The sequence below is a fragment of the Phenylobacterium sp. genome, assembly GCF_036563385.1.
Taxonomy (GTDB): domain Bacteria; phylum Pseudomonadota; class Alphaproteobacteria; order Caulobacterales; family Caulobacteraceae; genus Phenylobacterium.
The window spans coordinates 1-14078 of record NZ_DATCML010000001.1 but is presented as its reverse complement, the minus strand read 5'-3'; the positions used below and the strand labels follow the sequence as shown (position 1 = coordinate 14078).

General features: G+C 70.9%; 10 protein-coding genes. 6 read left to right on the top strand and 4 right to left on the bottom strand.

All coding sequences use genetic code 11. The annotated features are described in order from the left end of the window. Positions 1-5 precede the first annotated feature (5 nt). Genes VIL67_RS00050 through VIL67_RS00040 form a run of 3 tightly spaced genes read left to right on the top strand, consistent with a single transcriptional unit; the run spans position 6 to position 4216 of the window. Positions 6-1958 carry a TOL_0244 family TonB-dependent receptor gene (locus VIL67_RS00050; RefSeq protein ID WP_332046794.1) on the top strand — a complete coding sequence of 651 codons (1953 nt, stop codon included), beginning with the start codon at positions 6-8 and terminating at the stop codon, positions 1956-1958. Then, positions 1959-2477 (top strand): YfiR family protein, encoded by a 519-nt coding sequence (locus tag VIL67_RS00045; protein WP_332046793.1) that lies wholly within the window; start codon positions 1959-1961, stop codon positions 2475-2477. Then, positions 2474-4216 carry a response regulator gene (locus VIL67_RS00040; RefSeq protein ID WP_332046792.1) on the top strand — a complete coding sequence of 581 codons (1743 nt, stop codon included), beginning with the start codon at positions 2474-2476 and terminating at the stop codon, positions 4214-4216. Before VIL67_RS00045 ends, VIL67_RS00040 begins: the two co-directional genes overlap by 4 nt. On the opposite strand, the gene VIL67_RS00035 is transcribed toward VIL67_RS00040, so the two are convergent. The 4 genes from VIL67_RS00035 to VIL67_RS00020 are packed head-to-tail and all read right to left on the bottom strand — an operon-like array spanning position 4213 to position 9922. Then, positions 4213-6663, bottom strand: coding sequence for a response regulator (locus VIL67_RS00035; protein WP_332046791.1), 2451 nt, complete (start codon positions 6661-6663; stop codon positions 4213-4215). The genes VIL67_RS00040 and VIL67_RS00035 overlap by 4 nt on opposite strands. After that, positions 6656-7108: a response regulator gene (locus VIL67_RS00030; protein ID WP_332046790.1), complete on the bottom strand. Its 453-nt coding sequence runs from the start codon at positions 7106-7108 to the stop codon at positions 6656-6658. Before VIL67_RS00030 ends, VIL67_RS00035 begins: the two co-directional genes overlap by 8 nt. Then, on the bottom strand, positions 7101-9356 hold the full coding sequence (locus VIL67_RS00025; RefSeq protein ID WP_332046789.1) for an ATP-binding protein: 2256 nt from the start codon (positions 9354-9356) through the stop codon (positions 7101-7103). Before VIL67_RS00025 ends, VIL67_RS00030 begins: the two co-directional genes overlap by 8 nt. Continuing rightward, entirely contained in the window at positions 9353-9922 is a 570-nt protein-coding gene (locus VIL67_RS00020) for a biliverdin-producing heme oxygenase (protein ID WP_332046788.1), read from the bottom strand. The genes VIL67_RS00025 and VIL67_RS00020 overlap by 4 nt, the downstream gene beginning before the upstream one ends. A 337-nt stretch (positions 9923-10259) precedes the next feature. Between VIL67_RS00020 and VIL67_RS00015 the strand changes: the two genes are divergently transcribed. The 3 genes from VIL67_RS00015 to VIL67_RS00005 form a co-directional block, all read left to right on the top strand. Continuing rightward, entirely contained in the window at positions 10260-12347 is a 2088-nt protein-coding gene (locus tag VIL67_RS00015) for a family 1 glycosylhydrolase (protein WP_332046787.1), read from the top strand. Next, positions 12334-13629 carry an erythromycin esterase family protein gene (locus tag VIL67_RS00010; protein WP_332046786.1) on the top strand — a complete coding sequence of 432 codons (1296 nt, stop codon included), beginning with the start codon at positions 12334-12336 and terminating at the stop codon, positions 13627-13629. Before VIL67_RS00015 ends, VIL67_RS00010 begins: the two co-directional genes overlap by 14 nt. A 137-nt stretch (positions 13630-13766) precedes the next feature. Beyond that, positions 13767-14078: phosphoadenosine phosphosulfate reductase domain-containing protein (locus tag VIL67_RS00005; protein ID WP_332046785.1), on the top strand; the 312-nt coding region annotated here is incomplete at its 3' end.

Here is a 14078-nt window from a genome sequence, read left to right as displayed (position 1 = left end):
GGGCCATGACGAAGTCGAAGCGCGCGGGGCGTCGCCCCTGCCCCACCGGAGCGGCCGCGGCCGCGCTCCTTGCCGCCGCGTGGGCCGGCGCAGCCCGCGCCCAGGACAGCTTTCAGCTCGCCAGCGCACCCGCCGCTCAGGCGCTCGGCGAGCTGTCGATCGACGAGCTCTCAGAGATCAGCATCACCTCGGTCTCGAAGCGGCCCGAGGCGATCAGCCACGCGGCCTCCTCGGTCTATGTGATCACCAACGACGCCATCCGGCAGGCCGGGGCGCTCACCATCCCCGAGGCCCTGCGGCTTGCGCCCAACCTCGAGGTCATGCGGATCGACGCCCTCGACTACTCGATCACCGCCCGCGGCTTCGCGGGCTTCGAGTCGGCCAACAAGCTGCTGGTGCTGATCGATGGGCGCAGCGTCTACACCCCGCTGTTCTCGGGCGTGGACTGGGACCAGCACCACGCCCTCCTGGACGACCTCGACCGCATCGAGGTGATCAGCGGCCCGGGCGGCACGCTCTGGGGCGCCAACGCGGTCAACGGGGTGGTGAACATCACCTCGCGCAGCGCCTTCGACACCCAAGGCGGCTTGGCCGTGGCTGACCTCGGCACGCTGGATAGCGACGTGCGCCTGCGGTACGGGGCCCAGCTGGGCGACTCTGGGGCCGGCCGGGTTTACGCCACCGCCTTCAAGCGCGGCGACCTGGAGCGCGCCACCGGGGCCCGCGCCGATGACGGCTGGGACGGCTGGCAGGCCGGGTTCCGCACCGACTGGGCGCTTGGCGCCAACACCTTCACGGTCCAGGGCGACCTGCAGGATGCGGCGATCGACCAGAGCCAAGGCTTCACGGCCGGATACGTCCGCGGCGGCAATCTGCTCGGTCGCTGGACGCGCCGCTTCAACGACGGCGCGGCGCTCGAGGTGCAGGCCTACTACGACGAGATCAAGCGCGAGGCGCGCGCGCTCCACGACGAGTTGCGGGTCTGGGACCTGCAGGCCCAGCACGCCTTCAGCTTCGGCGGTCGGCACTCGATGGTGGTGGGGGCCGGCTATCGGATAACCAAGGACGAGTTCCGCACTCTGGCCGACCCCCAGCTGCTGGCGCCGCCTCGGCGGCGCGTGGATATCGGCAATGTCTTTGCCCAGGACGAGATCGCGCTTCGTCCCAACCTGCTGCTGACGCTCGGCCTGAAGCTCGAGACCAACGACTACACCCAGGCCGAGTGGATGCCGAACGCCCGGCTCGGTTGGCGTTTGTCGGATCGGCAGTTCTTCTGGGGGGCCGTGTCGCGGGCCATCCGCAACCCCTCGCGCATCGAGCGCGACTTCACCATCGCGGGCCTGGTGGAGCCCGGACACATGGGTTCGGAAAAGCTGGTGGCGTACGAGGCGGGCTATCGCGGCCGGGTCACCGACGCCGCCACCCTATCGGTCACCGCCTACTACCACGACTACGACGAACTGCGGACCAATGAGAACGTGCCGGGCCGCACCCCACCCATCTTCGTGGGCAACACCATGGAGGGCGAGACCTGGGGGGTGGAGGCCTGGAGCGAGGTGCAGGTGACCCCCGCCTGGCGGGTCAGCCTCGGCGGCTCTCTGCTGCGCAAGGACTTCCGCCTGAAACCCGGCAGCCGGGACGTGGCGCGCTTCGAAGCGGCGGGCGCGGATCCGTCCTGGTGGCTGAAGGCGCGGTCGCATTTTCGCCTGACCGATCGCGTCAGCCTCGACCTGGCGGTGCGCGCCTACGATGACGTCCCGCGCCTGACCGCCTCGGGCTACGTCGGAACGCCCGGCTATGCGGAGGCGAGCGCGCGCCTCGCCTGGCGCGTCACCGACCAGTTCGAGCTTTCCCTCACCGGCCACGACCTCCTGCACGAGCGGCACGCCGAGGCGAGCGAGACGCGACGAACGGAGGTCCCGCGGAGCGCCTTCGTCACCCTGCGCTGGACGCCCTGAGTGCGGCGCACGCGGCGAGCCCTGGCCCAATGGGCGGCGGCTGCCGCAGCGCTCGGCTGCGCGCTCGCCCCCATGGGTGCGGCCGCTCAGCCGCTGGAATACGCGGTCAAGGCCGCCTTCCTGACCAAGTTTGCGGCCTTCGTCAGCTGGCCGGGCGGCGCGGCCCCGCCGGTGCGGATCTGCGTCGTCGGTGACGACCCGTTCGGGACCGCGCTGGAAGCGGCCGCGGGCGGGGCGGCGGTGGTGCGCCGGATGACCGTCGCCGACCGTGGCGCGGGCTGCCATGTGCTCTACGCCGCCGGCTCTTCGCGCCAGTCCGTAGCCCAGACCCTGGCCGCCGTGCGGGGCGCGCCGGTGCTGACCGTCACCGACGCCGCTCGCGGCCCGGCGCGCGGCGTCATCCACTTCGTCGTCTTCCAGGACCGGGTCCGCTTCCACATCGATGCGGGCCAGGCGGCGCAGGGCGGCCTCACGATCAGCTCCAAGCTGCTGGCGCTCGGCCTTTCGGTGAAACGATGAGACCGGCCCTTCCCGCCCCCTCCGAGCGGCGTCACCTCAACCTCGCCTGGCTGGGGGCGCTGGCGCTGCTGGCGCTCGGTCTGCTGCTCGGCGCGCGGGCGGAGTCCGTCTACCGCGCCCAGGCGGCCCGCGCGGCCGGGGTGCAGGCCGAGATCCTGGCGGCGAGCGTCACCGCCGCCCTCGCCTTCGACGACCGCCCGGCCATGCGCGAGTACGTCGACGCCCTTCGAGCCAACCGCCGCATCGCCGCCGCGGGCGTGTACGACTCCGAGGGGCGCCCGCTGGTGACCTACGCCCGCTCGCCCGCGGCCCCGCCGCCCGCCCAGCTGGGCGCGGCGGGGGCCCACTACCGCGGCGGCGGCGCCGAAGTGACCGTGCCGGTGTCTGAGCAGGGCCTCACCATGGGCGGCGTCTACCTGCGCACGGAGCCCGAGCCGTTCGGCGACGTGCTCGGCCGCCACGGCGCGCTCGCACTTCTGACCTTGATGGCCTTCCTGATGCTGGGGCTCGTCACCCGCGCGGCGGCCCAGTTGCAGCGCCGGGCCGGTGAGCTGGCGCAGGCGAACGAGCGGTTGACGGTGGAGATGCGCGAGCGCGCGCGGGCCGAAGAGGCGCTGCGGCAGAGCCAGAAGATGGAGGCGCTGGGACAGCTCACCGGCGGGATCGCCCACGACTTCAACAACCTGCTGCAGGTCGTCCAAGGCGCCTTCGAGCTGATCCGGCGCAAGCCGGACGACGCCGCCCGGGTGGGCGCATGGGCCGAGAACGGACTTCAGGCGGCTGAGCGCGGCGCGAGCCTTACCCGCCAGCTGCTGGCCTTCTCCCGCGCTCAGAAATTGGAGCTGCGTCCGTTCATTGTGGCGGAGCTGGTCGACGAAATGCGCGAGCTGATCACCAGGAGCCTCGGCTCCGACATCGAGCTGGTCTTCGACCTCGACCACGAGCGCGTGCGGGTGCTCTCGGACCGCACTCAGCTGGAACTCGCGGTGCTCAACATGGCGATCAACGCCCGTGACGCCATGCCCGAAGGCGGACGACTGACCATCGCCACGCGCGTGGTGGAGATCGCGCAGGGCCACCCGGTCCTGCCGCCCGACACCTATGTGGAGCTAAGCGTCTCCGACACCGGCGCCGGCATGGCTCCGGAAGTGGCCGAGCGCGCCTTTGATCCCTTCTTCACCACCAAGGGGGTCGGCAAGGGCACCGGACTTGGCCTGTCTCAGGTCTACGGAGTGGCGCGCCAGGCCGGCGGCGCCGCACAGATCGAAAGCGCGCCGGGGCAAGGGACGACGGTCCGGCTGCTGCTGCGCCGCTCGGCCGCCGATGCAGACGCCCCGGCCACGGCTCCGGCCGCGCCAGGGACGGTGCTGGCGCCAGCCGGCGGCGCGACCATCCTGGTCGTGGACGACGATGGCGAGGTGCGCAACCTGGTGCGGGACACGTTGGAGTTGCTCGGCTACCGCGTGCTCACCGCAGACGGCGGCCACGCGGCGCTCGACCTGCTCGACCAGACGCGCCCCGACCTGGTGCTGATGGATTTCGCCATGCCCAACATGAACGGCGCCGAGGCCGCGGGCCTGGCCCGCCAGAAGTGGTCGGGCCTGCCGATCATCTTCGCCAGCGGATATGCCGACACCGCGGCGGTCGAGAGCGCCCTCGGGGGCCAGCCCGTGATCCTTCGCAAACCCTTCGAGATGGACGAGCTTGCCCGCGTGGTGGCCGAGGCCCTGCCGGCTTAGCGGCGGAGAGGCACCACCTTGGCGTCCGGCCGGACATCCGCCAGCGCGGCCTCGACCTTGCGGGCCAGCTCATCGTCGCGGAAGGGCTTCTGGATGATCCGGTCCTCGCCCACGTCGCGCAGCGCCTTCAGGTCGGCATAGCCGGTGATGAACAGCACAGGCAGGCCAGGCCGCAGCTCGACCGCCGCGCGCGCAGCCTCCACCCCGTTCATGCCCGGCATCGCATAGTCGGCGAGCAGGATGTCTATGCGCTGGTCGGAGCGCAGCACGTCGAGCGCCGCGCCGCCGCTGCCGGCCTCCACCACCGAGTAGCCCAGCTCCTGAAGCATGGCCGCGGTGATCTCGCGCACGGCGCTGTCGTCGTCCATGACCAGCACGGTGCGGGAGGCGGCGTTGGCCGGGCCGGCGGCTTGCGGCCGAACGTCCGCCTCCCGCCGCGCCACGCCCGCGGCGCGCGGCAGGTAGACCTTCACCGTGGTGCCCTCGCCGAGGGCGGTCTCGATGCGCACCCCGCCGCCGGACTGCTTGGCGAAGCCGTACACCTGCGCCAGCCCGAGCCCGGACCCCTTGCCCACTTCCTTCGTGGTGAAGAACGGCTCGAACGCCTTGGCCAGGACCTCGGGCGTCATGCCCGGACCGGTGTCGCTGACCGACAGCATGACGTACTCGCCCGGCGGCGGCTCTTCCGGCCGCGTGGGCTGGTTGGACAGGACCACGTTGGCCGTCTCCACCGTCAGGCCGCCGCCCACCTCCATGGCGTCGCGGGCGTTGATCGCTAGGTTGAGGATGATCAGCTCGATCTGCGTGGGGTCGACGAGCGCCGGCCAGAGGTCCGCCTTCAGCACGGACTCCAGGCGCACGCTGCCGCCCATCGTGGACTGCAGCAGGTCGCGCATCCCGGCCACGGTCTCGTTCAGGTCCACCGGCTTGGGTTCCAGCTTCTGCCGGCGCGAGAAGGCCAGCATCTGGGCGGTGAGCTTGGCGCCCCGCTCGGCGGCGGTTCGCATGTGGCTGATACGCTCGACGATAGGCCCGTCCACGCCCTGCCGGGCGAGCGCCTTCTCCACGAAGCCGATGTTGCCGAGGATGACCGTCAGCAGGTTGTTGAAATCGTGCGCCACACCCGAGGTAAGCTGGCCTACGGCCTCGAGGCGTTGCATCTGGCGAAGGGTCGCCTCGACCCGCTCCCGCTCCTCGATCTGGGCGGCGAGTTCCCGATTTCGCTCGGCCAGAGCTTCGGCGGCCGCCTTCTCGGCGGTGATGTCACGCCCGACGGCGTAGAACACGTCGCCCTCAGGCACCGCGGTCCACGACATCCAGCACCAGTCGCCGTCCGCCTTGCGCACGCGGTTCTCAAAGCGGCCGATCACCTCCCCGGCGGCCAGCCTGGCCACCACCACGGCCGTGTCGACGGCGTCGTCAGGGTGGATCAGCAGGTTGAAGTTGCTGCCCACGAGAGTCTCGGGCGGATAGCCCAGCACCGACTCCCAGGCCGGGTTCACCCGGCCCAGCCGGCCATCGATGCCGGCGACGGCGAAGAGGTCCTGCGAGAGCTGCCAGATCCGGTCGCGCTCGGCGGTGCGCTCGGCGACCTGCTGCTCGAGGTCCCCCGTCAGCCGCCGCAGGGCTTCCTGCGCCTGACGCTCCTCGTTGATGTCGCGGAGCACGCCCACCAGGCGTGTGCAGACGCCGCCCTCGAACTGCGCCTGGCCGCGGCTGGCGATCCAGCGCTCCACGCCATTGGGCGTGACCGCGCGGAACTCCTCCGCATAGGCGCCGCTGTTTTCATGGCTCCAGGTGATCGCCCGTCGGACCGCGGCATCGACCCGCTCGCGATCGTCCGGGTGCACCCCGCGCAGGAACAGCTCGTAGGTGATCGGGCTCTGCGCCGGGAGGCCGAAGAGGGCCCGGCAGCGGTCGTCCCACTCGGTGGCGCCGGTGCGGGGGTCGTAGTCCCACAGGCCAAGCTCAGCGCCTTCGATGGCGAGCCTTGCGCGCATTTCGCTGTGGGACAGCGCATCCTCGGCCTCGCGGCGAACCCGCCGTTCGCGAGCCTGCTCCAGCGCCCGCTCCACGGCGGTGGCCAGGCGCGTGAGGTTGCGCTTCATCACGTAGTCGGTGGCGCCACGCTTCAGCGCGTTGGTGGCGAACTCCTCGCCCACCACGCCCGAGACGAAGATGAACGGCGTCTCCGGCCGCAGGGCGCGGGAGATGTTGAGCGCGGACAGGCCGTCGAAGTCCGGAAGGGAGTAGTCGGCGAGGATCACCTCGCAGCCCCCCTCCTCCAGGGCGCTGACGAACTCCCGCCGGTTGACTACCCGTCGCAGGTTGAACCTCAGCTCAGCCTTGGCGAGGTGCGCCGCCAGGAGCTCGGCGTCGATCTCGCTGTCCTCCAGCAGGAGGATGCAGATCTCCCGCCCCGCGCCGCCGCCTTCGCTGTCAGGCATTGGCGGCGGTCCTTGGCGGAGGCTCGTTGAGGATGGCCCAGAACATGCCGAGGTCCTGGATGGCCTCGAAGAAGGCGTTGAAGTCCACCGGCTTCACCACGAAGGCGTTCACACCGAGCTCGTAGCTCCTCACCAGGTCCCGCTCCTCGCGCGAGGAGGTGAGCATCACCACCGGGATCTGGCGCCGCTGGCTGTCGCTCTTCACGCGCTCCAGCACCTCCAGCCCGTCCACCTTCGGCAGCTTCAGGTCGAGCAGCACCACGGCAGGATCGCCGGGGGTGCGGTCGGCGTGCTCGCCCTTGGAATAGAGGAAGTCCAGCGCCTCCGCGCCGTCCCGCGCCACGACGATGTCGTTGGCCAGCTGGCACTTGGCCAGCGCCGCCAGGGTGAGTTCCAGGTCCCGGGGATTGTCCTCCACCAGCAGGATCGGCCTCAGGTCAGCCACGCGGGGTATCTCCTTGTTGCGCCGTCTCGCGCTTGGGCAAAGTGAAGGTGAAGGATGCGCCTTGGCCCAGATGGCTCGCGGCCGCAATGGTCCCGCCGTGACGCTCGATGATCCGCTTGCAGAGCGCAAGGCCGATCCCGGTGCCTTCGAACTCCTCCGTCCGGTGCAGCCGCTGGAACACGCCGAACAGCTTGTGGGCGTAAGCCATGTCGAAGCCCACGCCATTGTCGATGACCGTGTAGGCCACCATAGCCCCGCGATCCTCGCCGCTGATCGTGATCTCGCTTCGCTCGCGCGGGGCCGAGTACTTCAGCGCGTTCTGGATCAGGTTCTGCAGAACCTGCCGCAGCATCGCCGCGTCGCCCCAGGCCCGCGGCAGCTCTCCGACGCGCCAGTCGATCTGCCGGCCGGCCAGGTCGGGCTCGACGCTGCGGCGAACCTCGGCCACCAACTTGGTCATGTCCACACGGTCCTTGGTGAGGCTCGCGCGGCCGAGCTGGGAGAAATTCAGCAGGTCGTCCACCAGGCGACCGGCCGACAGGGCGGCGTCCTGGATGCTCTGCAGGTAGTGGGCCGACTTGGGGTCGAGGTCCGGCTGCCGGTCGGCGAGCAGCTCGGCGTACCCGACGATATGCCGGAACGGGGCGCGAAGGTCGTGGGAAATGGAGTAGGAGAAGCTCTCCAGCTCCTTGTTGATCGCCTCGAGCCGGGTGGTCAGTTCCGCCCGCTCCTCGGCGCGGCGCAGCACCACGCTCTGGATGGCGTTCCGGAACCCCCGCGCGCTGTCGACCTCGGAGGGGCTCCAGGGCGTGCTCCGCAGCCGGACCTGCTCGCGCCACATCTCGAAGGACTTGCGCGGGTGCAGCCGGTCGGCGCCGACCTCCATCGGCTTGCGCGGATCGCCGCCCCACTCGATGGTCCGCACCACCTCGGGGCGGAACCACATGATGTAGTCCGCATGCAGCTGCGAGATCGACACGGCGAGCAAGCCCGCCGCCGCCGAGGCGTAGCTCTCCGCCTGCGGCAGGATCTCGGCGATGGAGTCGAGGTTCACCAGCTCCTCGCCGCGCATCTCCAGAACGGCGGCCAGTCGGCGCACCTCGTCCACGGAGGGCGTCATGCCTGCGGTCTTCACCCGCCCCTCGCGGACCACCGCGGCGCCGGCCGCATTGGTCAGGCCCAGCCAGAGGTGAGCGTTGTCCAGCAGGCCGATTTCGAAATTGGAGGCCAGGGCCAGCCGCGCCAGCAGCTCCGTTTCCACATGCTTCAGCGCCAGCCGTTGGGCGGTGCGCTCCGCCTGTTCGCGGGCCTCGATCTGGAGCGACAGGACCTGGCCCAGGATGTCGCAGGCGGTCCGCACCTGGGCGTTGACCTGCCGCGGCGCACGGCTGTGGCCCGAGATCAGCCCCCAGAGCCGCCCCTCGACCAGGATGGAGATCGACATGGACGAGCCGGTGCCCATGTTGCGCATGTATTCCAGGTGCACGGGCGAGACGCTGCGCAGCGCCGCCTGCGACAGGTCGAGCGGCTGGCCGTCCACAGGGCTCAGCGGCGGCTCGATCGGCGAAGGCGTGTAGTCGGCGCTGGCGATCAGCCGGATCCGGTTCTGCTGATAGAGGGCGCGCGCCTGCGGCGGGATGTCGGAGGCCGGAAATCTCTGGCCCAGGTAGGACGGCAGCACGCCGTCCCCATTCTCCGCCAGGACCGTGCCGTCGCCCTGCTCGTCGAACGAATAGAGCATCACCCGGTTGAAGCCGGTCAGCGCGCTCACCTCCTGCACGGCCGCCGCGGCGACCGCCGGGACGTCCCGGGCCTGGGAGATCGCGTCGAGGAACCGCCGCAGCCGGGGATAGAGGCCCTCCAGCGTCTCGGCCTCTGAGCGGGGCGGATCCTCGAACTCCAGGATCAGGCCCTGCGGCGTCACGTGGCCGAACACCTGCAGGACGAAAGCCCCGATGGTGACCGTGCGCAGCAGGACGGGATCGCCGCCCGTGGCCCAGCGGCGCAACTCGCCCACCAGACCGACGGCTTCGGGCAGGTCAGCCAGCGACTGCCCCTCGGCCAGGACGAGCCCGCTGATCTCCGCCAGGTTGGCGCTGGCCTGCAGCCTGGTCAGGCGCGCCGGGTCGACGACCAGCAGGGCGCCATGCGGCTGGATCCCGCCGGGGATGCGGATGGGCTCGGCGGCGCAGGCGTCCAGGTCCAGTTCCGGCGGCGCGGAGGCGGGAGAGCTGATGGTCTCGCTCATGCCGCCACCCAGTCTTCGAGCAGCCGGAAGGTGCGCCGGGCCCCATCCACGGCGGCCTCTGGCGCCACGTCCTGGTCGCCGAGCCAGCTGCGCAGGCCGCGCCACATGTCGCCGGTGCGCTGGCCGTAGGGATTGAAGTAGGCGAAGCCGCCGCTCGGCAGCCAGGCTTCGCCCTGGAGCGCCCGCGAGATCACCTGGCCGCCGAGGGTCGAGCCCTCCAGCACGTAGATGGAGCCCACGGCGGCCGCCTCGCAGGCCAGCAGGTCCTCGGCCGAATGGCAGGCCGGCAGGGCCGCGATCTCACTGTGGGTGCGGCCGAGCGCCGCCAGGTCGCGGCGCAGGTGCGGCAGCCGACCTCGTCCGGCATGGAACGCGGCGTGGGCGGAGCGTCGGCGTATGGCCCCCTCCCAAACCGCGTGGAAACCGTGGAAACGCTCCAACACGGCCAAGAAGCGGCGTCTGTCCGCCGGGCGACTTAGCAGGGAAAGTTTTTGCTCGAACCGCTGGTGCGCCGCGAGGGTCTCTGTCCGCAGGTGCGTGGCGAGATCCGCCGGTTCCTCGCTCATTCGGGCATTGCAGGCACGGTACATCGCGGGCGGAACACTTCCTGTTCAGCCCCTCCCGACGGGCGCGGATGGAACAGCAATCGCGAGATAGGAGCAAGGGCGCGCAGCATCGCCCCGCGATCCGGCGCGGCCCGATGTTTGCCCAACTCGCAGAAAAGGAAAGGGTTCAAGCGTCGCCGCAACGCCGATTTTCTTTCGGATCACGTCGGTGTGCGGACCAACTCCGAATGCAACAATCGATAAAAGCCGGAACAGCCGCTCGCCGCCGCCTCTTATCGGCCCCGCCTGCAGAGGCGTGTCCGCCGGGTCCGCCCGGTGTCCGAGTAAGAGGTATGTCGTGGGGCTGGAACTCTGGGGCGGTCACGAGTGCACCGTCAATCGCGTCCGCAATCGTTACCTGGATCAGACGGTCCTGTCCGGGCACCAGGACCGCCCGTCGGACTTGCAACTGTTCGCTGACCTTGGGCTGAAGGCGCTGCGCTACCCGGTTCTCTGGGAGCGGGTCTCGCCGGACGGCAATCACAAGCGCGATTTCACCTGGTCCGATCACCGGCTGAACGAGATCGCGCGCCTGGGCATGCGGCCGATCGTCGGCCTGTGTCACCACGGCAGCGGGCCAAAGCACACCAGCCTGATCGACGACCAAGGCTTCGCCACCGGTCTCGCCGACCACGCCCGGGCCACCGCCGAGCGCTACCCGTGGGTGCGTGACTGGACGCCGGTGAACGAGCCCCTGACCACCGCCCGCTTCAGCGCCCTCTATGGCATCTGGTATCCGCACACGCGCAACGAAGGCGCCTTCTGGCGCGCCCTGCTGAACGAGATCGACGCCACCCGCCTCTCGATGCGCGAGATCCGCCGGGTGAACCCCCAGGCCCGCCTGGTGCAAACCGAGGACATGGGCTTCTGCCACGCCACCCCGCCCATGCAGGCTCAGGCCGACTACGAGAACGAGCGACGTTGGATCACCTGGGACCTGCTCTGCGGGATGGTGACCCCGGAACACCCACTCTGGGAACGCCTGTGCGGCTGGGGCCTGGAGGACCGCCTGCGGGCGATCGCCGACGATCCCTGCCCGCCCGACGTCCTGGGCCTGAACCACTACCTCTCCAGCGAGAGGCTGCTGGATCACCGAGTGGAACTCTATCCTGAAGCCCTGCGGGGCGGCGATGGGCCGGGCGCCTACGTCAACATCGAGGCGGTGCGCACGGTGGCCGACGGCCAGATCGGCATCGGCACGATCCTCGACCAGACCTGGAAGCGCTACGGCCGGACCATCGCGATAACCGAGTGCCACAACGGCTGCACCCGCGAAGAACAGATGCGCTGGTTCGACGAGGTCTGGCGCGCCGCCGAGGCGGTGCGCGCCGACGGCGTGGACCTGGTGGCGGTGACCACCTGGGGCCTGCTGGGCTCCTACGACTGGAACCGGCTGCTCGCCGAGGAAGCCGGGTTCTATGAAGCCGGGGTGTTCGACCTCAGCCAGGGTGCGCCGCGCCCCACCGCCATGGTCCCGCTGCTGAAGGCCCTGGCCGCCGGCCAGCGCCCGCAAGCGCCATCGCTGAAGGGCCTGGGCTGGTGGCGGCGGCACGACCGCTTTTTCGGTCAGGTGATCGCCCTCGACCGGCCATGCGAGGAGCGGCCGCTGCCGGCCACGGACACGGAGGCCGCCCGGCCGCTGCTGATCGTGGGCCCCCGCTGCGCGCGCCGTGACGCCCTGGTCCAGGCGTGCGAGCACCGCCACCTGGCGCACGTGGTCCTCGACGCCCGCGCTTGCGAGCACGAGACGCTGGCCGAGTGCGTGGGCGAAAGGCTGGATGAGACCAACGCCTGGGCCGTCCTCAACCTGGCGGCGGGACTGGACGGCGATCTCGCCGGCCTGGCCGCCGGTCGCCGCCTGCCTTACGTCTCCTGGCGCCTCGGGGCGCCGGCCACGGAGCCGCCGGGCGGCCGCGCCCTGCTGATCGGCTCGGACGAGTTGCTGACCCGCCACGACCTGCAGGAGTTCGCCGACCAGGTGATCGCCAGCCTGAGTGCGGGTCAGACCTTCCGCGCCGCATCGAACCGGCTGGCGCCGGGAGTCTACCTGCCCGACGCGGCCAACACGGTCCTGGACCTGCTGATCGATGACGCTCGCGGCTCGCTGCGGCTGGCCGCCGCGCCGGCCGCATCCTGGGCCGAGCTGGCCTGTTTTATCGCCAAGGAGGCGGGTCTCGACTCCTTCCTGGTGGAGCCGGTGTCCGTGCCGCGGATCGGTTCGGCGCGGGCGACGCCCGCCGCGTGGGAGGGCCCGGCTCGGGTCATGCCGACCCTGCACAGCGCCGCTTCTCGGGTCGTGGCCGGCTGGAAGCTGATCACAGCGGGCCGCAACAGCTGCCCGGTGGACACGGACGAGGCCGCGGCCGTCCGTCATGCGGCGGAGTAAGGCCCGGCGCGCCATCCTGTCTTGCGCCCTGACGGCCGCGTTGGGGCTCGCCGGGGCCGCTGTCGCCCAGCCGGCGTCGCCGATCCGCGGCGCAGCTCAAGACTACGCGCCGCTGCTCAGCGCGGCGCGGCCGTCGACGTTCGTGCTGCTGGGGGAATCCACCCACGGCACGCGCGAGTTCTATCTCGAGCGCGCCCGCATCACCGCAGGTCTGCTGGAGGACCCCCAGGTGCGCGGCGTCGCGATCGAGGGCGATTGGTCGGGGGCGCACCGCGCGAACCTCTATGTCCGCGGGCTTGGGCCAGACCGCACGGCGGAGGCCGCCCTCTCCGACTTCCGCCAGTTCCCCACCTGGATGTGGCGGAACGGCGAGTTCCGCGACTTCGTGGAAGCGCTTCGCCGCATCAACCTCACCCGGCCCCCGGAAGCGCGCGTCGGCCTCTACGGCCTGGACGTCTACGATGTGTTCGACGCGGCCGACGCGGTGGTGGCGGGCCTGGCTGCGGTGGCGCCAGACGCCGGCGCGCAGGCCAAGGCGCAATATCAGTGCTTCGGCCGCTACCGTCGCTCCATGGAGCGGTACGCCGTGGCCACGCGTGAGGGCCGCAGTTGCCGCCGCGCAGCCGAGGCGGTGCTGGCGCAGGTGCAGGCGCTGCCCCCGCCCCCACACGCCGACGCGGAAGCGCGCGAGCGACGTTTCGGCCTCCTGCGGGCGGCCGCCACCGTGGTCGGCGGGGAGGAATACTTCCGCGTCAGCCAGTCCACCGGCTACGCCTGGAACGCTCGCGACCGACGGATGGCGGAGGCGGCTACCCAGATCTCCGCCCACCTGGCGAGGGACGGCCGCCCGGGGCGGGTGGCCATCTGGGCGCACAACACGCACATCGGCGACGCCCGTGAGACCTCCCAGCGCGACCGTGGCGAACTCTCGCTCGGGCAGCTGCTGCGCCAGCGGGGCGGCGCCTTCCTGGTGGGCTTCCTGGCCGATGAGGGCGAGGTCATGGCCGCCGAGGTCTGGGACGGTCGGCCGCGGGTCTTCCCGCTGGGGCCGGTGATCCCCGAGAGCCATGAAGCCCGGCTCCGCGCCGAAGGGCCGGATGCGGCCCTGCGCCTGCTCACGCCTGACCCCGCCTCACGGCGCCGGCCGCAGCGCGCCATCGGCGTCGTCTACAACCCGCGGCAGGAGCGGCGCGCCCACTACATCGACGCCCGCCTGGACCACCAGTTCGACGCGGTGGTCTACCTGCGCCGCACGTCGGCCGTGACCCCGGTCTCTCGTTAAAGCCTGCAACCCTCTGCAGATTTCCTGCGGCTCCCTCGCCTTGCAGCGGTCCGGCCGCTTCTCTAGATGGCTGGCCAGGGCCACCTCCGAACGCCGTCCGGCGCGCGGAGATTTTCTCGTCACCGAAGGTCGCCGCAATGGACGCCCGTCACGCGCCCGCCCCGTTCACCGAACCCCGCGAAAGCCGCTTGTCCGCCCAGACCCTCACCCACCTGCAGCGCCTGGAAGCCGAGAGCATCCACATCATGCGCGAGGTCGTCGCCGAGGCTGAGCGCCCGGTGATGCTCTATTCGATCGGCAAGGACTCGGCCGTGATGCTGCATCTGGCGGCCAAGGCCTTCTATCCGTCCAAGCCGCCGTTCCCCCTGCTGCACGTGGACACCACCTGGAAGTTCCAGGCGATGTACGAGATGCGCGAGCGCATGGCCCGCGAGCTCGGCTTCGAGCTC